The organism is Biomaibacter acetigenes, from assembly GCF_003691585.1.
In the GTDB taxonomy this organism is placed as follows: domain Bacteria; phylum Bacillota; class Thermosediminibacteria; order Thermosediminibacterales; family Tepidanaerobacteraceae; genus Biomaibacter; species Biomaibacter acetigenes.
In genome coordinates, this window is sequence record NZ_CP033169.1 from 1,312,697 (window position 1) to 1,334,985 (window position 22,289).

20 protein-coding genes, 1 other RNA gene, 1 pseudogene and 1 riboswitch are annotated in these 22,289 nt (G+C 41.7%); of the genes and pseudogenes, 17 read left to right on the forward strand and 5 right to left on the reverse strand.

Going from position 1 to position 22,289, the window contains the following annotated elements:
* The first annotated feature begins 73 nt into the window (after positions 1-73).
* The 11 genes and pseudogenes from D2962_RS06410 (at position 74) to D2962_RS06460 (ending at position 10,719) form a co-directional block, all read left to right on the forward strand.
* Positions 74-1,087 (forward strand): deoxyguanosinetriphosphate triphosphohydrolase, encoded by a 1,014-nt coding sequence (locus D2962_RS06410; protein WP_120766983.1) that lies wholly within the window; start codon positions 74-76, stop codon positions 1,085-1,087.
* A gap of 177 nt (positions 1,088-1,264) precedes the next feature.
* A complete protein-coding gene (gene dnaG, locus D2962_RS06415; protein ID WP_120766982.1) occupies positions 1,265-3,088 on the forward strand; it encodes a DNA primase in 1,824 nt (607 codons plus the stop codon).
* Between the two features lie 23 nt (positions 3,089-3,111).
* Positions 3,112-4,203 carry an RNA polymerase sigma factor RpoD gene (gene rpoD, locus D2962_RS06420; RefSeq protein ID WP_222927749.1) on the forward strand — a complete coding sequence of 364 codons (1,092 nt, stop codon included), beginning with the start codon at positions 3,112-3,114 and terminating at the stop codon, positions 4,201-4,203.
* Positions 4,204-4,357: 154 nt separating this feature from the next.
* Positions 4,358-4,945 carry a tRNA (adenine(22)-N(1))-methyltransferase gene (locus D2962_RS06425; RefSeq protein ID WP_122014523.1) on the forward strand — a complete coding sequence of 196 codons (588 nt, stop codon included), beginning with the start codon at positions 4,358-4,360 and terminating at the stop codon, positions 4,943-4,945.
* A 99-nt stretch (positions 4,946-5,044) separates the two neighbouring features.
* Positions 5,045-6,156 (forward strand): annotated as a pseudogene (locus D2962_RS19485) (Nif3-like dinuclear metal center hexameric protein).
* Between the two features lie 57 nt (positions 6,157-6,213).
* Entirely contained in the window at positions 6,214-6,480 is a 267-nt protein-coding gene (locus tag D2962_RS06435; protein ID WP_122014524.1) for a hypothetical protein, read from the forward strand.
* A gap of 39 nt (positions 6,481-6,519) precedes the next feature.
* On the forward strand, positions 6,520-6,921 hold the full coding sequence (locus D2962_RS06440) for a C4-type zinc ribbon domain-containing protein (RefSeq protein ID WP_122014525.1): 402 nt from the start codon (positions 6,520-6,522) through the stop codon (positions 6,919-6,921).
* A gap of 16 nt (positions 6,922-6,937) precedes the next feature.
* Positions 6,938-7,363 carry a ribonuclease HI family protein gene (locus tag D2962_RS06445; RefSeq protein ID WP_120766977.1) on the forward strand — a complete coding sequence of 142 codons (426 nt, stop codon included), beginning with the start codon at positions 6,938-6,940 and terminating at the stop codon, positions 7,361-7,363.
* A 191-nt stretch (positions 7,364-7,554) separates the two neighbouring features.
* Positions 7,555-7,949: RNase P RNA component class A (gene rnpB, locus D2962_RS06450), an RNA gene on the forward strand.
* Between the two features lie 819 nt (positions 7,950-8,768).
* A riboswitch (TPP riboswitch) is annotated at positions 8,769-8,875 on the forward strand.
* A gap of 80 nt (positions 8,876-8,955) precedes the next feature.
* Complete coding sequence (thiT, locus tag D2962_RS06455; protein WP_122014526.1) at positions 8,956-9,618, forward strand: energy-coupled thiamine transporter ThiT; 663 nt, start codon at positions 8,956-8,958, stop codon at positions 9,616-9,618.
* Positions 9,619-9,891: 273 nt separating this feature from the next.
* The gene (locus tag D2962_RS06460) at positions 9,892-10,719 is read left to right on the forward strand and encodes a stalk domain-containing protein (RefSeq protein ID WP_120766974.1); all 828 of its coding nucleotides are present in this window, start codon (positions 9,892-9,894) and stop codon (positions 10,717-10,719) included.
* A 1,654-nt stretch (positions 10,720-12,373) separates the two neighbouring features.
* On the opposite strand, the gene D2962_RS17475 is transcribed toward D2962_RS06460, so the two are convergent.
* Complete coding sequence (locus D2962_RS17475; protein WP_162991125.1) at positions 12,374-12,514, reverse strand: hypothetical protein; 141 nt, start codon at positions 12,512-12,514, stop codon at positions 12,374-12,376.
* 159 nt (positions 12,515-12,673) lie between these two features.
* Here D2962_RS17475 and D2962_RS06475 point away from each other — a divergent pair, with 159 nt between their 5' ends.
* Positions 12,674-13,159, forward strand: a complete 486-nt coding sequence (locus D2962_RS06475; RefSeq protein WP_120766971.1) for a putative periplasmic lipoprotein — start codon at positions 12,674-12,676, stop codon at positions 13,157-13,159.
* Between the two features lie 63 nt (positions 13,160-13,222).
* Here the strand turns inward: D2962_RS06475 and D2962_RS06480 are convergent, their stop codons facing one another.
* The 3 genes from D2962_RS06480 to D2962_RS17480 form a co-directional block, all read right to left on the reverse strand.
* Positions 13,223-13,957: a SurA N-terminal domain-containing protein gene (locus D2962_RS06480; RefSeq protein WP_122014528.1), complete on the reverse strand. Its 735-nt coding sequence runs from the start codon at positions 13,955-13,957 to the stop codon at positions 13,223-13,225.
* Positions 13,958-13,978: 21 nt separating this feature from the next.
* Positions 13,979-14,506: a hypothetical protein gene (locus D2962_RS06485; protein ID WP_122014529.1), complete on the reverse strand. Its 528-nt coding sequence runs from the start codon at positions 14,504-14,506 to the stop codon at positions 13,979-13,981.
* 128 nt (positions 14,507-14,634) lie between these two features.
* Positions 14,635-14,778: a hypothetical protein gene (locus D2962_RS17480; RefSeq protein ID WP_162991126.1), complete on the reverse strand. Its 144-nt coding sequence runs from the start codon at positions 14,776-14,778 to the stop codon at positions 14,635-14,637.
* Positions 14,779-15,053: 275 nt separating this feature from the next.
* On the opposite strand from D2962_RS17480, the gene D2962_RS06490 reads away from it, so the two are divergent.
* Positions 15,054-16,418: a helix-turn-helix transcriptional regulator gene (locus D2962_RS06490; protein ID WP_120766968.1), complete on the forward strand. Its 1,365-nt coding sequence runs from the start codon at positions 15,054-15,056 to the stop codon at positions 16,416-16,418.
* Positions 16,402-16,506, forward strand: a complete 105-nt coding sequence (locus D2962_RS17955; RefSeq protein WP_222927707.1) for a DUF3343 domain-containing protein — start codon at positions 16,402-16,404, stop codon at positions 16,504-16,506. The genes D2962_RS06490 and D2962_RS17955 overlap by 17 nt, the downstream gene beginning before the upstream one ends.
* A gap of 24 nt (positions 16,507-16,530) precedes the next feature.
* Here the strand turns inward: D2962_RS17955 and D2962_RS17485 are convergent, their stop codons facing one another.
* Complete coding sequence (locus D2962_RS17485) at positions 16,531-16,677, reverse strand: hypothetical protein (protein ID WP_162991127.1); 147 nt, start codon at positions 16,675-16,677, stop codon at positions 16,531-16,533.
* Between the two features lie 9 nt (positions 16,678-16,686).
* Between D2962_RS17485 and D2962_RS06495 the strand changes: the two genes are divergently transcribed.
* The 3 genes from D2962_RS06495 to D2962_RS06505 all read left to right on the forward strand — a co-directional run bounded on the left by D2962_RS06495 (position 16,687) and on the right by D2962_RS06505 (position 22,280).
* A complete protein-coding gene (locus tag D2962_RS06495; RefSeq protein WP_120766967.1) occupies positions 16,687-17,712 on the forward strand; it encodes a DUF4351 domain-containing protein in 1,026 nt (341 codons plus the stop codon).
* Positions 17,713-17,948: 236 nt separating this feature from the next.
* Positions 17,949-18,419 carry a BREX-3 system P-loop-containing protein BrxF gene (brxF, locus tag D2962_RS06500; protein WP_120766966.1) on the forward strand — a complete coding sequence of 157 codons (471 nt, stop codon included), beginning with the start codon at positions 17,949-17,951 and terminating at the stop codon, positions 18,417-18,419.
* A 189-nt stretch (positions 18,420-18,608) separates the two neighbouring features.
* A complete protein-coding gene (locus tag D2962_RS06505) occupies positions 18,609-22,280 on the forward strand; it encodes a DUF6079 family protein (protein WP_122014530.1) in 3,672 nt (1,223 codons plus the stop codon).
* Positions 22,281-22,289 lie beyond the last annotated feature (9 nt).

Here is a 22,289-nt window from a genome sequence, read left to right on the forward strand (position 1 = left end):
ACGAATCAAAAAGAGGAAAAATGAAAATTGTATAGAATAATAAAAAAAGGTACTTTTACCGGAGGAACGGTATATGAATTTCAGAGAGAGGACCGAAGAACTGGAAAAGAATATACTTTCACCCTTTGCCACTCTGAGCTGCCAGAGCAAGGGAAGAAGAGTCCCTGAAGAAAAATGCAGCGTGCGTACCGATTTTCAAAGGGACAGGGATAGGATCCTCCACTCCAAGGCTTTCAGACGCCTGAAGCATAAAACCCAGGTTTTTATATCTCCGGAAGGTGACCATTACAGGACCAGGCTTACACACACCCTGGAGGTGGCACAGATAGCCAGAACCATTGCCAGGGCCCTGCGCCTCAACGAAGACCTCACGGAAGCCATTGCCCTGGGACATGACCTGGGGCATACGCCCTTCGGCCACACTGGAGAAGATGTCCTCAACAGGCTCATGAAAGCAGGTTTCCGGCATGAGGAACAGAGCCTCCGGGTGGTGGACATGCTGGAGCAGGGAAAGGGACTGAACTTAACCTGGGAGGTAAGAGACGGCATAATCAACCATACCAGCCGGGGAAGTCCCCACACGCTGGAAGGCCAGATAGTAAAGATTTCTGACTGGATAGCATATATAAACCACGATATAGATGACGCTTTGAGGGCCGGTGTGCTAAAACCCGAGGACCTGCCGGGGGAACTGATAGACATCCTGGGAGAAAGGCATAATCAGCGGATAAATACCATGATAAAAGATGTGATTGAGGAAAGCCTGGACAAACCCTCCATCAGGATGAGCCAGAAAGTGAGTGAGGCCACTATTGGTTTAAGGCAGTTTATGTTCAAAAAAGTATATGTGGGGTCCAGCGCCAAAGCCCAGGAAAACAAAGCCAAGATAATGTTGAAGCTCTTATTTGAGTTTTTCCTGGAAAATCCGGGGAAAATGCCCCAGGAATTCAATAAAATCGCTGAACAGGAAGGCGTGGAAAGGGGCGTATGTGACTATATAGCAGGTATGACCGACAGTTTTGCACTGGCTAAATTCAAAGAATTTTTCATGCCTTCATCCTGGCCTTTAAACCATACAAAAATTTAATGCAAAAAAGAAGGAATAATAGACATTGACGTAGAATATTGTGTATGTAAAAAGAAGATGGGAGGAGATTTTATCCGACAATCTGTTTTATATTCTGGTTTGGCTTTAAAGCCAGCGGGAAGCTCATACTCCTCATCTTTGGTGTGGGGGAATTTTTTTTTAAAGCCGGTGGTCTGAATGGGGTTCTATTCTGAGGATATAGTTAGGGAGATACGTTCAAGAGCGGATATAGTGGAGATCATATCAGAGTATGTTTCCCTTAAAAAGCGCGGTGAGAATTATGTAGGTTTATGTCCCTTCCATTCCGAAAAAACCCCATCGTTCAACGTAAATCCGGAAAAGCAACTGTTTTACTGCTTCGGATGCGGAGCGGGCGGAAATGTTTTCACATTTCTCATGAAGAAGGAAAACCTCAATTTTCCCGAGGCTATCAGACTTCTGGCAGACAGGTTTCAAATAAAGCTGCCTTCAGGGAAATATGACAAAGAAATAACCCGCGATTTTCAGCAAAGACGGGAACAGCTGCGTATAAATAAATTGGCGGCAAGGTTCTACCACAATATTTTATTGAATACCAGGGAAGGCCGTAGAGGCTTAGAGTATCTTACAAAAAGAGGTATTAAACCTGAAACTATAGAAAGGTTTCAACTGGGATATGCTCTGCCCGCATGGGATGGCCTGATTAAATATTTTGGGTCCCAGGGCATTGATATAAAGGATTTACAGAAGGTAGGCCTTGTCATACCCAGGAAGGATAACCGGGGGTATTATGACAGGTTCAGGGATAGAATAATGTTTCCTATAGAGGATGTAACAAAAAACATAATAGGATTTGGCGGCCGCATTGTGGGGGTCGGAGAGCCCAAGTACTTAAATTCGCCGGAGACCCCGGTGTTTTCAAAGGGAGAAAACCTGTATGCTCTTTCAATGATAAAAAAAGACCCCGAACTGGATGCTATTGTGGTGGAGGGTTATATGGACTGTATTTCCCTGCAGCAGAACGGCTTTACACAGGCTGTTGCATCTCTGGGCACCGCCCTCACCCAAAAGCAGGCAAGACTATTAAAAAAGTACACCAACGGTGTGATACTGGCCTATGATGCCGACTCCGCAGGACAGACCGCTACCCTGAGAGGCATGGAAATACTGGCCAAAGAAGGCTTGAATGTAAAAGTCTTGAGCCTGCCCGCCGGAAAAGATCCCGATGAGTTCATCCGGAGAAAAGGCAGAGACGCCTTCAGGGAGCAGCTCACAGGGGCGCTGGACCTGGTGAGTTACAAACTCAATCTGGCAAAAAAAGGTCTGGATATACAGAACTCCGATGGGAAACTTAGATTTATAAAAAGGGCTGTCGAGGTATTATCCGAAATTGAGAATGAGGTGGAAAAGGAAATATATGTTCAAAAAACCGCAACGGAATTGAACATCCCGGTGCAGGTTCTCAAAGATGAAATCAAAAAGAGGCAATTTCCAAACAATGGATTTAAGTATAAAAATAGCCAAACAAGGGATAATAATAAGGAATTTAGCAAAATATCGCCTATAACGGGGGCTTATAAAGCCGAAAGAATGATAATAAAACTTTTAATAGAAGATGAAGCCATCAGGGAAAAGGTCATAAAAGACCTTACCCCCTCGAATTTTATAAATGAAAGGACGAGCAAAATAGCCGGGGTTCTTTTCGAAATGGTGCAGAGAGGAGAATCCATTACCCCAGACGGCATATTTAATTTATTGGACCAGGATGCTTCTTCGGAACTGTCAGGCATACTCATGACAAATCCGGAATTTCAGGATGATGATATGGTAGATTCGCTTGTAAAAAAAATTAAAGAGAACTATCTCAAACATGCCATAAAACAGGTGAGAGAGCAAATAAAAAAGGCTGAAGCCATTGGAGAAAGAGAGGAGTCCATCAATCTTTTGAACACGTATCAAAAATTAAAAATCCAAATGGATGAATTGAAGGCGAACCTTACTTCGGAGAAGGGGGGAGTATAATGGCAAAAGCAGGTAAAGAAAATATGAAAAAATCCCGTGAGGATAAAATGAAAGCAGTAAAGGATTTGATTGAAAAGGGCAAAAAAAATGGCATGTTGTCATACAAGGAAATTCTTGATACCCTGGAAGACATGGAAGACCTGGATGCCGAACAGATCGACAAAATCTATGAATCCCTGGAAGAAATGGGTATCGAGATCATCAACGATACTGAAGATGTACCCGCAGAAGCAGTGCTGGAGGAGATTCCTGAAGAGGAGATAGACCTTTCAATACCCGAGGGCGTCGCTATTGACGACCCGGTAAGGATGTATTTGAAGGAAATAGGTAAGGTGCCATTGCTCTCCGCCGAAGAGGAAATCGATCTTTCCAAGCGCATTGAAAAGGGAGACAAGGAGGCTAAAAGGCGTCTGGCCGAAGCCAACCTGAGACTGGTGGTCAGCATTGCCAAAAAATACGTGGGAAGAGGAATGCTCTTTCTGGACCTAATCCAGGAGGGGAACCTGGGCCTTATGAAAGCCGTAGAAAAATTCGATTACCGAAAGGGATATAAGTTCAGCACTTATGCCACATGGTGGATAAGACAGGCCATCACCAGAGCTATCGCCGACCAGGCCAGGACCATACGAATACCTGTCCATATGGTGGAGACCATCAACAAGCTCATCAGGATTCAGAGACAGCTTCTTCAGGAACTGGGCCGCGATCCGCTCCCGGAAGAGATAGCCGAGGAAATGGAGATGCCAGTAGAGAAGGTGAGGGAGATAATGAAGATTTCTCAGGAACCGGTTTCTCTGGAAACTCCCATCGGCGAAGAGGAAGACAGTCATCTGGGAGACTTCATCCCCGACGAGGATGCCCAGGCCCCTGCTGACGCAGCCGCTTATCTGCTTTTGAAAGAGCAACTGGAAGATGTACTGGAGACCCTTACACCGAGAGAGGAAAAAGTTTTGAGGCTCCGTTTTGGACTGGATGACGGCAAACCCAGGACCCTGGAGGAAGTGGGCCAGGTGTTTGGCGTTACCAGGGAAAGAATCCGCCAGATAGAGGCTAAAGCTTTGAGGAAGCTCCGCCATCCCAGCAGGAGTAAAAAATTAAAGGATTTCCTTGAGTGATTTTATAATGCGTAGGAAAGCAAAAATATTCCTTAATATAGGGCTTTCCGTAACGCATTTCAAAAAAGCTACTGCTGTTTAATTGCTTATAAATAAAGGCTTTTTTAAAATAGTGGGGCAGTGTCTCCACTTTTTTTGCAATCGAGGGTAAAAGATGAAAGTCAATCTCACTAACAGATTGTTGTTGATTGCGAACATGATTCCCGGAGGGCATGTGGTGGCCGATATCGGCACGGACCATGCGTATCTTCCCATATATCTGATAAAAGAGGGGATTTCCACCAGAGTGATAGCCACCGAGATAACACAGGGCCCCTTCAAAAGAGCTCTTGAAAATGTGAAAAAAGCCGGCCTGGAGGATTTTATCGAACTGCGACACGGCCCGGGATTAAAACCGCTGGCGCCAGGAGAAGTCCAGACTGCGGTGATAGCCGGCATGGGTGGTGAAACCATAGCCGGAATCATAAGAGATTCTAGGCCGGTGGCCGGATCCATGAAGCTTATGCTGCTTCAGCCCATGAGAAACCAGCCCGAGCTCAGGAGGCAACTATTTTCCATGGGATTTAAAATAATTGACGAGGATATAGCTGTCGAGGATTCTAGATTCTATGAAATAATAGCGGCGCGCCGGCAGTCCCCCGGACCTTTTGACGATATCGATATCGCCGTGGGCCCTGTGCTTCGCAAAAAAAAGGACACCGATAGTTTACGAATATATACAACACAAAATAGAAATCCTTGAAAGTTTGATTAATCCGTTGAAAACCATAAATACTGCTTCGGGGCAAAAGGCTCTGGCGCAATATCAAAGAGAGCTCGAAATATGGAAGGAGGTCTTGCAATGATTTCCTGTCAAACCGTAATAAACATCATGGAAAAACTGGCACCGAGAAAGCTTGCCATGGAATGGGATAACCCGGGCCTTGCGGTGGGGGACTTCGCCGGAAAAATTAGTAAAATCCTTGTGGCGCTGACCGTCACTCCGGAAGTGGTGCAACACGCTGCGCAAAACGGCTTTGACATGATTATTTCCCATCATCCCATGATTTTTAAACCCATAAAAGCTTTAAGAAAAGACCTACCCCTGGGTAAAATGGTGTATGAAGCTGTGAAACACGATATAACCATCTATTCCGCCCATACTAATCTGGATATAGCGCAAGAAGGAGTAAGCGACGTGCTGGCCAGGGTTCTGGAACTGGAAGATGTCAGGGTATTGAAGCAAACCACCGAAGAGCCACTAAAGAAAATAGTGGTGTTTGTGCCACGGGGATATGAGGATGTTGTGAGGAATGCTATGGGTGAAGCCGGAGCAGGTTTTATAGGAAACTACAGCCACTGCAGCTTCAATATCGAAGGCAAGGGGACCTTTAAACCCGAAAGGGCGCAAAGCCCTTTATCGGTGAAGAAGGCAAGCTTGAAAAGGTGGACGAGGTAAGAATAGAGACCATAGCTCCCGAAAGCCTTGTCAGAAAAGTTATAAACGCCATGCTTAAGGTACACCCTTATGAAGAAGTGGCCTATGACATATATCCCCTGGAAAATACCGGGAATATTTTCGGCCTGGGCAGGGTAGGAAATCTTAAAAAGAGCGTTTCCCTTAAAAGTTTATGTGAAACCGTAAAGCTGAAACTTTCTGCAGCCTATGTAAGGGTTACGGGAGAACTGGATAAAGAAATTTCAAAGGTGGCAGTTTGCGGCGGGGCAGGAGGAGACCTGATTTCTGCTGCTTCCTTTGCCGGAGCCGATGTGCTCATTACGGGAGATGTCAAATATCACGATGCTGTGGACGCTAAGGCTTTCGACCTTGCCATCATAGATGCCGGGCATTTTTCCACGGAAAACCTCGTGCTGCCGGCGCTGGCCCATTATCTGGAAAGGGAAATCCAGCTTCTGGGTGAAAAAGTGGATATCGAAGTTTATAAAGATGAAGAGCCTTTTAAAATTATATGAGAATAGGAAGCAAATCCTATTCTCTTTTATTTTTAAATTTACGAAGGAGGAATTGAAATGCTGGGTGAGCAGCTGCAAAAGCTTTATAACTTTCAGGAACTGGAAAAACAATCGGAAAAAATGGAATCTGCTCTAAAAAACCATCCGGGCAAAAAAGAGCTTCTAACCTTGAGAAAAACCATAGAACAGGCCGAAACATCTTACAGTCAAAGATGCGAGAAAATGGAGGCCATAAAAAAAGAACTGGCCAGAGCTGAACTCAAGTCAAAAGAACTGGATGGCGAAATGAAACTGCTGGAAAAAAGATTTACGGCGGAGAAATAAAAACCATGAAAGAATTGAGCAAGCTCCAGGAAAAACAAAATGCGGTGCGAAAAAGTAACGAGGGAAAACGACGACAGGGCCTTGAAACTTATGGAAGAACTGGAGGATTTAAAAAAAACCCTTTCTGCAGAAAAACAAGAAATTGTAATAATGAAAAGAGAATACAATCAAAAAAGATTGAAAACCTTAGAAGAAATTGATAAAATAAATCTTGAGCTGGAAAGGGTCAATGAGGAAAAGAAGCAGCTTAAGAATAATATCTCTTCAGAGCTATTAGACAAATACGAAAAGGTCAAAAAACAAAAAAAAGAACCTGTTGCCTTCATTTTAAACGGTAAATGCAGCGGATGCAGAATGGATGTATCGGTCATGGTGATACGGGAGGTGAACCGTCACGAAAGTCTAGTTTATTGCGAAAGTTGCGGAAGAATTCTCATTTAAATTTTCGGGAGGTAGTATGAGAAAGATCACAGTTTTTACCGATGGAGCTTCCCGGGGCAATCCCGGCGATGCGGGAATCGGCATTGTTTTTATCGATGAAAGTGGGGGCGTAGTTAAAGAAATAAGCGACTACATCGGTCAGACCACAAACAACATAGCAGAATACACTGCCCTGATCAGAGCGCTCAATGAAGCCATTGAGATGAATTGTGACGAGATAGACATCATCACCGACAGCGAGCTCATGGTAAAGCAGATAAAAGGCGAATACCAGGTTAAAAATGAAGGTATAAAAAATTTATATAAACAGGTTCAGGATCTTCTGAAAGAATTCAAGTCATATTCCATTACCCATGTCCGGCGCGAACAGAACAAGAGAGCTGACGAACTGGCCAACCGGGGAATCGATGAAGCCCTGGACGAGGAAGAAATAGAACTGTAATATGTTAGTCGCATCACAGTCAACCTTGTTAAAAATACCAGTATACTAAAATAAAAGACTGTGATTAGACGACTGCAGCTCCAAGGGAGCTGCACAAAGTCGCATCACAGTCAACCTTGTTAAAATTACCAGTATACTAAAATAAAAGACTGTGATATAATATAATTCCTCCAAAAAACAAAGTATAATAATGAGCAGGTTAGATGGTCGCGAGCTTCGGCTCGAGGAAAGTCCGAGCTCCACAGGGCAGGGTGCTGGGTAATACCCAGTGAGGGTGACCTCAAGGACAGTGCAACAGAGATATACCGCCCCGGTGGGAAGTGCGAGGTGTGAGGCAAGAGGTGGGAACACCAAAAACTTCGACACCCAACATCCCCGGGGTAAGGGTGGAAAGGTGAGGTAAGAGCTCACCAGCGGAATGGCGACTTTCCGGCTATGTAAACCCCACCCGGAGCAAGACCAAATAGAGGAGCAATTGCGGTGGCCCGCCGTGCTCCCGGGTAAGGTCGCTAGAGATGTCAGGCAACTGGCATCCGAGATAGATGACCATCCACGACAGAACTCGGCTTACAGACCTGCTCGTTAAAAACGATAAAAACGCCTTAAAGGGCGTTTTTTTATGTTAAATTAAATTAGAAAGCACAAAAAAGTAGGATTTTCCTTTGAGATATATAAAATATAATAAGGGATAATAAGTCGATAACGGATGGTAGACTTGAAAAATCACCCTGAGAAATGAGATATCATCGTGAAGACCATTGAAATTAAAACCACATCAAGAAATGAAAAGTATTTTTACTATCTGTTGATAATTTTTCCAACATACCCTTATTCTGGGTATGTTTTGTTTTATAATAAAATAATAAGGATGAGTCAGTTAAAAAAGGTCTCAATAAAAATACAATAAGCAGGAGTCTGGATTTTTATGGAGAATTTTACCAGAAAAAAGACTATATAATCAGAGAAATAGTCTTTTAGAAAGGTAAAAGCGGTAAAAATAGTGAGATTTTTGTGAGGGTTAATGACCCAGCTAAACTACGAAGATTATCTCAGTCAGATTATAGTAACGGCATTCTTGCCGATATTGAGCGCAAGAGAAATAGATCACAAAAAGTTTTAATGGAATTTATGAAGAAAAAATGACTGATAAAGAAAGATGGAATATAATTGAAGACTATTTTTAGGAAGAGATGAAAAAATATCAGCGTTTTTAGGTATTAGCTGAATTACAAGTATTTTGTGGAGTATAAATTACCCTTTTTGGCTTATTTACCCAAAATATTATTTTAAAATAGGCCCGTATTCTATCGATATGAAATTTGATAAATTTGTAAAACCGTGATATATTAAAACATAATAAACAAATTTTTATTTCTATAACCCTTATTCAATCAAATCAATAGACTATGTCCACTAGGGGAGCGGATAGCTGAGAAAGCAAGGGTAAGCCCTTGCTGACCCTTTAAACCTGATCTAGGTAATGCTAGCGCAGGGAAGTGGCTTGAGAAAAAGCCGTGACTTTGCGTTACGGCTTTTTTATCTACTCTCCGGACATAGCCAATTCGCTATGGGATGGAGAGGAGGTGATTTATGTGAACTATCTTGTCAGTGTATTTCAGGACCTGACCGAGCTTACCCCCCTTACCCTTTCATTGCTGGCAGCAATTGTGTTGACGGCGGTGCTGCTTATGATATTAGGGCCAAGGGCAAATTTCAATTCCAGGGCCATCGTATATGGAGGACTGTGCACGGCCATAGCCTTTGTGCTGTCCTATGTAAGATTGTATCACTGGCCTCAGGGCGGGTCGATAACCCCTGCCAGCATGCTGCCCATGTTTGTCTATGCCAGTATATTCGGGCCCGCCGCTGGAATAGCTGCAGGGGCTGTTTACGGCATCCTGCAACTTATACAGGATCCTTTTATTGTTCACCCGGTCCAGGTGCTTTTGGATTATGTTATAGCCTTTGCCGCTCTGGGCCTTGCGGGTTTCTGCAGAAAGAATATAAGTGCAGGCGTATTGCTGGGAGGATTTGGCCGCTTTTTCTCCAGCTTTCTTTCCGGCGTCATATTTTTTGCATCCTATGCGCCGGAGAATATGAGCCCCGTAGTCTACTCCATACTGGTGAACGGCATGATTATCGGGACCGATACCCTTATTTGCTTTGTTGTATCGCTCCTGCCGCAGGTCCGGACTCTGGTGGAAAGATTAAAAAAGAACGTAGCAACCCAGGCGGGTCAACAGGTCCAAAATTAATGCTTAAAGATGCTGTTCAAAGCAGTGTAGAAGCTGGAAAATAGAAAGATAGGAGCTTAAAAGTGCAAGTATAAAAAGGCAAGAAATGTAAGGGAAGGGGTCTTAATGCCTCTTCTCTTTTTAATTGCGCTGCGTGCCTTTCAAATCCGTATTTTGCCGGATTGTAAAAGTCCGGTGCCGGTAGCTTGACATTGATTTGTTAACCCATTGAGTAAAGTGCCGTTTTTATGGTAAATTATTGATATCGAACACCAAAAAATGGGGGTCTTCAAAATGTCCTTCAAAAAATTTTTACCGATAATAGCTATTTTGACAGTTTTCTTCAGCTTTTCAATAGGTTTTCCCGGCCAGGCGGCTTCCCAGGAAAATATTAAAATCTACATAGGCGGCGAGGAAAAATTGTTTGATGTGCCGCCTCAAGTTTTCAACGGTTACACCTTTTTACCCATACGCGGCATCTTTGAAAGCCTTGGTGCACAGGTTTTCTGGGATAACGCCCAAAGACGAGTCACCGCCGTCCGCAAAGCTGTTAAAATATCGCTGAAAGTTGGTGAAACCTCCGCTACTGTCAATGGCAAGTCCGTTAAATTGGATAAAGCTCCTCTGGTCTATAAAGGTACCACTATGGTTCCGGTGAGATTTGTCAGCGAAGCCCTGGGAGAAGCGGTGGAGTGGGACCAAAACGCCCGCTCGGTGTACATTGGCGGCAGAGCTCACTTCTCTCCAGAATTTGAACCTGCCAGCACCGATAAGTCCTTCTGGCAAAAGGCCGCCGGAGCTCTGGGAGTCGGCCCCAGGCTCATTACCGATGGAAAAATCACTGTAGATCCCATAAGTGAAGGGTTTTCCAGCGAAAAAATATTGAGTTATTCTATGGCAAGAAGCGCCATCGGGGTTACGGCAAACAATATGCTTCTTATGGTGACAGTAAACAGGGCAACCATACGAGAACTGGTATCCATCATGCATTCTCTGGGAGCCTACAATGCCATGAACCTGGATGGCGGAGCCTCCAGTGGACTTTATTATGGCGGCAGGTACCTTACTGCTCCGGGCCGGGACCTGAGCAATGCATTGATAATATATAAAAAGAATGATTGATTATAAAAATACTCAAAGGTGTGGCGCACCAATGAGTCATAGAGAAAAGAAAATCCAAGAAAGAAAAACAAGAGAGGCCAAGATTAAAGAGCAAATCAAGAATGGCACCATAACATGGCTAACAGAGGCAATTTATACTTCATTTGATAATGGATGCGGACTTATGGTGGAATTTCAACCTTTATAGTCTAAAAAAAATGAACTTTTTAGGGTAGAATTCATGAAAAAATAATTTTCGTATAATCTAACGAGGCTCTATTACTTCACGCTTTCTCATTACGGTTCGCATGGTTTCCTGCCTATGCTTAAACCTCACCTCACAGCTTTAGCTCCAAGGTTTGAATAATGGCGGCCGGTTAGGCCTTGCCGTGCCGGCTTCCCGCCGTCTATATTCACAACGCCTAATTGGTGCGCCACCCTGGATAGTTATGCCGTGAATAAGGGAATTATTCAAGCCTGACCCCTCTTTTATAGTTTGTTTCTCTCTCTCTTTATTTCTTCATTATGTGTAAAACTCCTCCCTAAGCGGTCAGGATTTTTGAGCAAGAGGGAGACAAAAAGAGTGGGAGGTAACACTATCCCTTCAGTTTGCAATTTCGGCCTACTACCTTGCTGTCTACGCTTAACGCCACAGGTTACCTGTGCCGCCCAAGACTTGCTATGAGTGATTTGCTAGATCTTTCTCAGCGGGCTTCCCGCCTGCTATATGATACGCCCTTTGTGGCGCACACTCCGTCCCCTTGGTATCTTTGTCATTTACTTCGATTTTGTTAACTCTATACCATAGTAATTAACTTATCTCTTAATTTTTTTCTTTATACAATTTATTACTATTAAACTTATAATTAAAACGCAGAATGCAACAGTATATGTATGTAAAGTTCTTCCTATTCCATAGATATATGCAATAGCTGTAATACTTATTATACCAACAAATATGGTTAAAAATAGTTTTATTCCCCAATTTATATTATTATTTCTAAGCCAATACGGTACCAAAAGAAAACTTAAAAAATATACAAACACATAAACAAAAAAACCAATCCTTAAATCAAAATCAGAAAACATAGACACTAAAAGACTTATAATGAAGGATATTAATAATAATTTAATTGATTCTTTTACTGTACTTTCCATATAAATGTCGAGTAGACGCTCGACTTCCACCTCACTTTTCAATGATGTGTTGAATATGAGAAGGCCGTCCACACCCCTCACAGAACCCAACGTGCCCTATTAAGGCATTGGGCTCATCATATAAGCCTTACACAGCTTGCCAGATGTTCACATATATTCTCGGTTCCGCTATCGGGTGCTTCTCAAGGAGCATCCTATATCGCTTCCATGTCAGATATGCCCTTTGGCTGCGTTTCGTCAACGTCTTATAGAGTGCGACCATGATGAAGCGATAGAATTTCAGGAGTCCTTTGTAATTCCCTGAGATGCCATAGTACTTGTAGTGCCCTACCACTTTCTTGTTCAGCAGTTCTATTATATCGGACGGCTTTCTTTGGATGTTCTCTTTAAGCAAGCCATTCCTTCATGTTCTGCTTCTTGGCTTTAAGCTTCTTCTTGCTGGTGTGGTGTAGTATCGTGTATTTCCCCGTCAGCGTTTCTCCGTTGGCTCGCACGGTTTCCTGCCTACGCTTAAACCTCACCTCACGGCTTTGGCTCCAAGGCTGGATAACGGCGGCTGGCTGGGCCTTACCGTGCCGGCTTCCCGCTGGCTATATTCACAGCGCCGAACTGGTGCACCCCCCTGGGTAATTATGCCATGAGTAAGGAAATTATTCAAGCCTGACCCCTTTAATTCTGACTGTCATTCTTGATTTATTTATCCATTATGTTAATATATTATTATAAAATACATCGTAAGTATAAACTAATGATAGTGATTTTGAAGAGGTTGTAAAATAATTATAATCATTTTTGCAGGAGGGAGGATAAGATTTAAATGGTTATTCGCAAGCTTTTGATTATTTTATTAATGGTTCTGTTTTTAACCGGATGCAGTCAAAATTCCTCTAATCTTATTTACAATAAAGAAAAAATTGATATGATAGATATCCAAGGAGTTAATGAATCAAACTCTGCAGTTGACTATCCATCAATACAAGATTTATCCACAATAAAAAAGATATTAAGTTTAATAGATAATATCAAAGTTAGAAAATTATCACCAAGTGAAGAAAACAAGATTTTAGATAACGGTAAAAAAATGCAGCAAAAAGGCAACTACTTTATTTCATTTCTTGATAATACAAAAGAAACCAGTCCTGCAAAATCTCTTTGCGGGCTTCTCATTATTTTAAAAGAAGGTAAATTAATTTTCTCGGATATAAAGACAATGACAGGCAAACAGAGAACCGTTTCGTACATCCCGGTTGATGATGTTTCGGATACAGTCGATGAGCTATTAAAAATAATTGAAAATCGTTAAATCGAATAAAGGATGTATGATGAATCTCTTTTCACCATACATCCTTTTTATGAGTTGTCAAATTTATTGCTTTATTAAGTTATCTTTTTTAAAGCCGTTTAATTTTTCTTTAAATCCTTCTTTTATTTCTACCTCAGCTTTTGACATTAGATTGTTTTTATAATCTCTCAGATATTTTGTATACTGTTTTGAAATATCTTTATCAAGCTTTTCCGTTTTCTTAGGGAGTTTCCCTTCTGAAACGGCTCTATCAATTATATACTTTTCTAATTTGCCGATAGTCACTATATCTTTTGCTATATTGTATTCATACTGATTCCAATATTCTTCCATAGACATTCCGGCATTTTCACAGAATAATTCTACAGCATTTCTAAATTCGTCTGACTGTTTCATAGCATTTTGTTCTTTAGATATAAATTCTTGAACTTCTTGTTCAGTTGCTACAATATTTTCTTTTTTTGCAAATGCAAGGAGTACCTTTTTTCTTGCCAAAGCATTAAAGTTATCTAATAGTGTATTATTTTGCTGCCCGATAGCTGAAGCAAATCCCTGTCTATAAAGCAACTCATTTTTATAGATAGGAACCTCATTTACGGTAGCTACAATTTCCCCCATATTGGTAAGTAAATCTTCATTGTTCTTTACATACTTGCCTGCTTCTATAAAAGCATCGTCAAGATTTGTTTTGGTGTCTTTGTCAGCATTTAAAAATTCCCAACCATATGCTATGCTAAAACCTACGTTCAATACTAAACAACAGAGTAGCAATAAAGATATGATTTTTTTGTTTCTCATTTAAATCACCCTTTCAAGTTTTTAAAAACTAAAAGAAACGTAAACAGATTTATTTCCTGGTACCCATGTATCATTTAAGAAAAAGTAGCAGGCATGAGTTGCTTGAGCGGATGTACCAGAATTTATCGACGCCATGGTATCATTTGATTCATAGTTATAATAAACAATTGTGTCCGGGTCCCAAATACCATCGGCTGTGTCAAATGCAGAAGGTCCAAGACTGTCGATTTCATCTCCATCAACTGTCTCATATACTTCCACAAAATAAGCATCACCATTTCCTATTTCATCTGGGTATATCACACAATCTTCCGTTTTATATGCTGAAACTAAATTGTAGTCGATCCATTTGTACTGTGATCCAACAGTAGTGTTTGCCCCATAATCTACATAGAAGTTAAAACTTAATGCGCCCCAATCGGCACTGATTGCCCTATGTTGAACAAATTTCGTTGCATATTCATCCAAGGCAAGAGCTGATGAGCATGTCCAAATCAAAAACAAAAGCAACATGAGTAAAATTACATTTATTTTCTTTCGAATAGACATTTTGATTCCTCCTAATAAAATTTTTAATTATTCCAATTTTCCATCCGATTTAGCTGAGTTCAAATTATGAAGTTAGGAGCTCTAATTTTATCATTAGATAGTCCTTCCCTTCTATACAATTTTTCCTCTTATGGCCATTCCGCATCATCTAAAGTTATTACTTCAATTATTTTTTCTTCGAATTGATTAGGCCAGGTTTTATTGTTTACATTTACACTTAATACGTTGAAGAATACAGCACACGAAAGTATCAGAAGTAATATCCTCTTCATTTATATCACCTCTTTTTGCTTAATATGGAATCTTATGACTCAATTATAGTTAATTTTATATTAATTGTCAATAGACTGTCTTAAAAAATATTCTGTCATATCATTTAAAATTTACTACTATGCAGTTAAAATAGATTATCATTCGTTCGCAAGCGCCATAAATTGGCATATCTGTCTAATCCATTCTTGATTTATCGGGCTGTCTGCTGTTTTTTCTTGACTTATTTATTCATCATGTTAATATATTGTTATAAATATTTGCGGAGGTAATCTTGATGGGCGGTTTTTTAGGTGAAAAAATTAAGAAGCGCAGAAAAGAGTTGTTCCTCAAGCAAAAGGATCTGGCCGGGGAGGATTTTACCACCAGCTTTATAAGCCAGATCGAGAAAGGAAAGCTGAATCCGTCTTTAAAAACCCTTGAGATACTCGCAAGAAGGCTGGAAGTTCCGGTGGCTTATCTGCTGGAAGAGGAAAGAGAGTCGGTGGTGACGGTGGATAGCGACACGGTCAATCATCTCATAGGCCTTTTTGCAAAATTTGAGGGGGATGTCAGTTCTTCCGACTACGCTGGGGCTCTTGAAGTTATAGGCAAGTTAAAATCAAAAATGCAGGAACTGGGCATTGATACTTATTGCTTTTTGTGTGATTATTATGCGGCCAGGGTCTATTTTGGCATCAGCAAGTATGAAGAATGTGCAAATGCCTGCCGAGAAATCCTGCAGAAGTTAATTAATTATGAAATGTATGATAAGCTGGCCGTGTGTCTGTATATGATGGGCATTTGTTTTGAAAAGCTGTCGGAGTATGAACAGGCCAAGGAACATCTGTCCAGGTGCCTTGAAACAATAGAAGAGAATGATTTGAGTTTATATGAGATCAAAGCGGAATGTCTGATAAAGCTGGGGTCCATACACGGCAGGCAGGGAGCATATGTTAAGGCAATGGAGTTTTACCGACAGGCTTTTGAGATATCAAAAAGGGAGAATTGCCATCGATATATAGGAGATTGTTATACCGGCATGGGGCTATGCTGCTATTATCTGAAGGATTACCGGGAAAGTTTGAAACATCTTGGCAGGGCTCTTTCGCTTTACAGGCTCATCGAATACGATTATGGCGTTGCTATGGCTCAAAACAATATGGGTATGGTCTATATCAAGCAGAATAACCAAGATGAGGCTTTGAAGTGTTTTACAGATAGTGTAAGGCTCTACAGGAAATTAAGCAGGCCTCTTAGCGAAGCCAGAAGTCTGAATGAGTTAGCCAATATTTATATTCAAAGGAAGGAATATAAGGAATGCCTGAAATACTGCAGGAGGGTTCGCAATATTTTGCGTATGAACCATGATGAGATAATAATGGCACATAATCTTGAGATCCTGGGAAAGGTTTTGTATGGAATAGGCAAGAAGAAATGGGCTTTGAAGGCCCTGAAAAAGGCCGCAGGCATATTTGAAAAACATGACGTCATGGATTCGAACCTGGCTGATACCTACTCGGTCATGGCGAATGTATATATGGAAATAGGCGAAAATGAGGCTGCCAAGGCCATGTTCAACAGATCAATCAAGATTCTATCGAAAAGCAGTGAAAAGCCGTTGGAAACTGAAAGAGGCGATATCCTTGAGCATAAAATATGATATATACATTACCTTTCCTTCCATTCATGATGTGCTTGCCATGGAAAAGGCACTCAAAGATATTAGCGAGGCCGGGATATTGGCATGATTAAAGCCCCTAACGGGGCTTTTTTCACATTCCCATATATGCCTTTTTCACCATGTCGCTCTCCAGGAGTTCTTTTCCGGTGCCTTCGGCCACTATGCGGCCGGTCTGGAGCGCGTATCCCCTGCCGGCCATCTCCAGTGCCTCCTGGACCTTCTGTTCCACTAGTAGCACCGTCTAACCATGCCTGCTGATTTCTTTCAATATCTCCATAACCATGTCCACCATGGTGGGCATGTTAAAAAGAACTTCAAAGAAGACGCGAAAATAGAACAATTAAACCGGGAATACATAAGACTGGACAAAACCACCGCCATAGCCGACACCGTCTTGAGCATAGAAATAAACGAACAAAAAACAAAATACCACATAGAATTCCAGACCATCAACGACAGGACATTAATAATCCGCATGATAGATTACGGATTTAGAATAGCCATAGACAACCTGGACTACAGCAAAATAAAACCAGATGAAGAAATAACCGTAGAATTCCCATCTCAAATCATCATATTTCTAAAACACAACGAATCCATACCTGACGAACTAAACCTCACAATAAAAATGCCGTATACAGAACAGAAAATAAAATACATAGTGCCTACCTTCAAAATCTGGAAACACGATCCGGACTATTATAAAAGGCAAAAGCTCTACATCATGCTCCCGCTGCGGATAATAAACTTAAGCGAAGAACTCGAAAACCTGAAGAAAAGAAAATTTCAGGAAGAAGAAAGAACAAAACTTCAAAACGAATACCGCAGGAAAATAACAGAAGTAATAGAGAGCATAATCGAAGAATTAAAAGATGCCCTTAAAACAAACGACCTTATCATCGAAGAATGCAACAAAATACTTCTGGAACTTAGCACCCTGGCCGGGGAACTATTCAGCGAAGAGTTAAAAGACATTGAGCAGGAGGTGAATGAAATGGCAAAAATGATAATCGACCCTGAGATATACAGAAGAGGGTTTGAAGAAGGCTTGGAAAAAAGACTGGAAAAAGGCATTGAAAAAGGCATTGAAAGAGGTGTAGGGAAAGGTATGGCTGAGACCATAATCAGGCAACTGTGCAAAAAACTTGGAGAGCTACCCTCTGAGTATAAAGAAAGAATCCTGTGTCAGGATAGGCCGACTCTTGAATTGATTGCGGAAAATATTTTTGACATTGAGTCTCTGAGCGAGCTCGACAGATTCTTGAAGCAGTGAAAAATATAAAGTCAAGAATTAACCTGCCTCTATAAAGGGCAGGTTTATTCTTAACTGTGCTTGACGTTTCATGAGTGGTTATGCCCGAATCTGTCGCTTGACTTTTTTGCCTTTGTTACCGCATAAAAAGCAGGATTTTGGCGATTTCTGGAGAATTCTTATTAAATCAAAGGATTTTTGATTATTGGCATAGTTTCAAAGCAATATAAATTGATTAAGAACGGCCGGGTGAAAAAATGTTGAAGGCACTTGACATACAAAATGCCATAAAAATATTGCCCCATAAATATTACAAGCTCATTCTGGTTGTGGGGCCGAAAGAGCGGCAAATTTCCGGCATATTGAAGAAAATGTCTTTAGAATTCGGCTATGACTACATCAATTTAAATCTGAAGCTTTCCGAAAAGCTCATTCGCATTCCCTTTGATGAGCGCTGTTTTTATGTAGAGGATTATGTGAACGAGATTGTTGAGTCAAATCACGGCAGCCTGTTGATATTGGATAACATCGAAATTCTTTTCGAAAAGCATCTTAAGATAGACCCTTTGCTTTTGCTGAAGAACTTGAGCCGCTATAAAGCCTGTATAGCCCACTGGAACGGCAAAGTGGAGGACGGGCACCTTATATATGCGGTTCCCCAGCATCCTGATTTTGTAAAATACAGAATGGATGGACATGATTACATTGTGATCGATACAGCGCAGTAAAAACAAGGTAACATCGATTGAGAAATTTAAAGAAGTCATTTAAGAGCAATAATCGAGCGTATCCCAGCCGGCAGCAGGGCATGTGCTTAAAATACTGAAAGAGCAGGTGCCAGGCCGTCTCCGACAGGAAGCTGCTTTTTTACCTGGAATCATCTTTAATAATACCAGCCGAAGAAAAGGGGGATAACTGTGAAATACAAAGACCTGGTAAATTTTGATCCGGTGGAAAGCATCATAAAGCTTACCGATACCAACAAAAAGCAGGATGCGGAAAGGTTTGTCAGAACTTACGTCATGTCCGACAGTATGGCGGATGCCCTCATAAACATTGTCTTACCTCAGCTTCAATTTGAAAATACTGTAGACAACAAGGGCATTTTCATAGTCGGAAATTACGGCACCGGCAAATCCCATCTGATGTCAGTCATTTCCGCCATAGCTGAAAATAAAGACATGCTGGATTTGATGAAAAACGAGCGGTTTAAAAAAGAAGCGGAGTGTATTGCCGGAAAATTTGAGGTGTTGAGGTTTGAGATAGGCGCTTCCAAGATGGATCTTAGAGATATAGTGACCAGGGAAATAGAAAAGGACCTTTACAAAAGAGAAATAGAATATAAATTTCCATCCATGGAGGAGGTATCCAATACCACCGATTCCCTGGTGGAGATGATGAATTTATTTCAGGAAAAGTATCCCGACAAAGGATACCTTATCGTGGTCGACGAGCTTCTAGATTATTTGAGGCATTTGTCGGAACAGAAGATGGTCCTGGCGCTCACCTTTCTGAGAGAAATGGGCGAAGTCAGCAAGGTCACCCGCATACGCTTTATGGCGGGCCTGCAGGAATCCCTGTTTGAAAGCGGGCAGTTTTCTTTCGTGGCGGATTCTTTAAACAGGGTGAAAGCCCGATTTGAACAGATCATGATAAAAAAGCAGGACATATCCTATGTAGTATCAGAAAGGATCCTCAAGAAAAACGAAAGGCAGAAGGCATGGATAAGGGAGCATCTGGTGAAGTTCGGCCCCCTCTATAAAAATCTTGCTGATAGGCTGGAGGAATATGTTAACCTGTTTCCCATTCATCCTTCGTACATAGAAACTTTTGAGAAGGTTTACATAGCCGAAAAAAGGGAAGTGTTGAAGACCATATCTATCACCATAAAAAATCTGCTGGAAAAAGAGGTGCCCGAAGACGATACCGGCATCATTTCCTACGATTCATACTGGGATTTCATAAAAGATAATCCCGGCATGAAATCCGATGCGGATATAAGGGAAGTCATAGAAAAAAGCGGCGTGCTGGAAAGCCTTATAGAACATTCGTATACCAGACCTCAGTATAAACCCATGGCAAAGAGGATAATCTACGCCCTGAGCGTAAAAAGACTTACCACGGGAGACATCCATGCTCCTCTGGGGCTTACGGTAGACAATATGAAGGACGACCTTTTTCTCTATACCCCGATGCCCGAGATGGAAGAAAGCTTTTTAAAGACCACCATTGAAACGGTGATGAAAGAAATATTGAAGACCGTCAGCGGCCAGTTTATAACATATAACCGGGACAATGAGCAGTATTATCTGGACCTGAAAAAAGACATAGACTATGATGCAAAGATTCAGGCCAGGGCCGACTTTATTGAAGATGAGGACATCAATAAATACTATTACAGCATCATATTAAAGGCCATGGAATGGGAGAGGCCCGAGTATGTGGGAGGCCGCAGAATATACCAGTATGAGCTGATATGGGAAGAAAGAAACGTGGAGAGGCGGGGATATCTTTTCATGGGGCTGCCCAATGAAAGGACCACCGCCCAGCCGCCCAGGGATTTTTATATATATTTCCTGCCGCCTTACGGGAATAACAGGCATGACGGCATGACACAGCCGGATGAGGTTTACTTCGAATTTGTAAACAGGGATGAAAAAGTTGATGAATATATTAGGATGTACGCCGCCACCATGTCCATGTACGACATGTCTTCGGGCAGCAGTAAATCCGTATACTACGATAAAGCCATGGCGTATCAGAAAAAAGCCGTAGAATGGATACTGGAGCACATAAAAGAGTGCTTTGAGGTGCGGTATGACGGCGAATGCAGGACCATCCTCTACTGGCTGAAAAGCAGGGCAGCCGTGGAGGTCACCATCAAGGATTATATAGACATGACCGCATCCACCTGCCTTTCTCCGTATTTTGCCGAAAAATACCCCGACTACCCCAGATTCTCCGTCTTAGTGACGCAGAAAAATACGCGGGAGTTGTTCAAATCCGCCATAAATTATATAGCCGGTAAAAAGACTGATATGGGGGCTAAAGTCCTGGATTCACTGGGGCTTCTGGATGAAGATAAAAACATATCTCCCGAACATTCCAAATATGCAAAGCATTTTATAAACCTCATAAATAAATTGCCGGAACAACAGGTACTGAACCGGGACGACATCTTTGAGTGGGTAAATACGGATGAAGAACTCGACAAAAAGTTTAAGCTGGAGCCCTGGTGGGTTGTTGTGATAATGGCTTCCTTAATCTATAGCGGAGATATAACTTTGACCACCTCCGCAAAAAAATACGACGCCACCATGCTGGAAGAGATGGCGGCAGATAATACTGCCGACCTTCTACAATTTAAACACTGCCAGCGCCCGATGGATATCCCCATCGAGGCATTAAAGTGCCTTTTTAAATATCTGGAGCTACCTCCGGGACAGATTACAAATCCCAACACCAGGGCCGCTGCCGTTGAAATGATGCTGAAAAGAATAGATGATATCATAGGTAAAATTATTGATGCCCAGAAATTCATGTATGGGGAGATAAATATATGGGGCAAACCTGTTATAAATGAGAGTAAAAAACAAAATTACAAAGAAGCTTTATTAAGATTCAGAGATTTTCTCGATTCCTTGAAAAAATACAACACCCCGGCAAAACTTAAAAATTTCAAACCCACATCCGGAGAAATAGAAGATTACTTTAAAGCCTTGGAAATCATAAAAGAATTAAACATTCTAAAATCCTTCAAGCAGGAGATTGACCCGTATGCCTCTTATCTTGCCAGTGCCGAACTGGTGCTCAAAGATGAAGCCTGGGGCAAAAAGGTCGCATATATAAAGCAGGAAATCGAAAGTATCTTAAAAGAACCCGGCGGCATAGATGATGATATTTCCCGAAGGCTTACCAGCAGGTTGAGACAGATAAAGGATGAGTATATACAAAAATACATGGAGCTCCACAAAAAGCATAGACTGGACCTTTCAGGCGATGAGCGCAAAAAAAAGATATTAAACGGCAATATAAAGCAAAACCTTGAAAAGCTCACAGGCATAAAAGATATAATCCCGCAGGGAAAATTTAAGGAACAGATAGATAGATTATCATCGCTGAAAGTCTGCTTTGCCCTCATCGAAGACAATATGAAAAATACGGCGGCATGCCCCTACTGCAACTTTAATCCTGCGGACGGCGAAAGAGCTGTGTTTGGGGAGCTGGATTCAATAGAGGATGCCCTGGATAAACTCTATGAGGAATGGAAAAATATCCTGGTAAATTTCATAGACGACCCCAGAGTCAGCGAGAACATAAGCTTTTTAAGGGAAGAACAGCAAAAGGCATTAAAACCATTAATCAACAGCAGGACTCTTCCCGAAAAAGTCGATGCCGTGTTTGTTTCAGCCATAAATGACCTTTCCAGAGGCCTGGAAAAAATTGAAGTGTCGGCCAGGGACATAGAAAGCAAGGTGTTCGGAAGCGGTCCTTCCACCCTGGAGGATTTAAAAAAGAGGTTTATGGATTTTTTAGATGAAATATCAAGAGGCAGGGATGCCGGCAAGATAAGAATAATACTGAAATGATGGAGGCAG

Bases quoted from the DNA above. Each gene is read 5' to 3' on its own strand.
- D2962_RS06410 (WP_120766983.1), top strand. From the start codon at position 74: ATGAATTTCAGAGAGAGGACCGAAGAACTGGAAAAGAATATACTTTCA.
- dnaG (WP_120766982.1), top strand. From the start codon at position 1,265: ATGGGGTTCTATTCTGAGGATATAGTTAGGGAGATACGTTCAAGAGCG.
- rpoD (WP_222927749.1), top strand. From the start codon at position 3,112: ATGAAAAAATCCCGTGAGGATAAAATGAAAGCAGTAAAGGATTTGATT.
- D2962_RS06425 (WP_122014523.1), top strand. From the start codon at position 4,358: ATGAAAGTCAATCTCACTAACAGATTGTTGTTGATTGCGAACATGATT.
- D2962_RS06435 (WP_122014524.1), top strand. From the start codon at position 6,214: ATGCTGGGTGAGCAGCTGCAAAAGCTTTATAACTTTCAGGAACTGGAA.
- D2962_RS06440 (WP_122014525.1), top strand. From the start codon at position 6,520: ATGCGGTGCGAAAAAGTAACGAGGGAAAACGACGACAGGGCCTTGAAA.
- D2962_RS06445 (WP_120766977.1), top strand. From the start codon at position 6,938: ATGAGAAAGATCACAGTTTTTACCGATGGAGCTTCCCGGGGCAATCCC.
- D2962_RS06460 (WP_120766974.1), top strand. From the start codon at position 9,892: ATGTCCTTCAAAAAATTTTTACCGATAATAGCTATTTTGACAGTTTTC.
- D2962_RS06475 (WP_120766971.1), top strand. From the start codon at position 12,674: ATGGTTATTCGCAAGCTTTTGATTATTTTATTAATGGTTCTGTTTTTA.
- D2962_RS06480 (WP_122014528.1), bottom strand. From the start codon at position 13,957: ATGAGAAACAAAAAAATCATATCTTTATTGCTACTCTGTTGTTTAGTA.
- D2962_RS06485 (WP_122014529.1), bottom strand. From the start codon at position 14,506: ATGTCTATTCGAAAGAAAATAAATGTAATTTTACTCATGTTGCTTTTG.
- D2962_RS17480 (WP_162991126.1), bottom strand. From the start codon at position 14,778: ATGAAGAGGATATTACTTCTGATACTTTCGTGTGCTGTATTCTTCAAC.
- D2962_RS06490 (WP_120766968.1), top strand. From the start codon at position 15,054: ATGGGCGGTTTTTTAGGTGAAAAAATTAAGAAGCGCAGAAAAGAGTTG.
- D2962_RS06495 (WP_120766967.1), top strand. From the start codon at position 16,687: ATGCCTGCTGATTTCTTTCAATATCTCCATAACCATGTCCACCATGGT.
- brxF (WP_120766966.1), top strand. From the start codon at position 17,949: ATGTTGAAGGCACTTGACATACAAAATGCCATAAAAATATTGCCCCAT.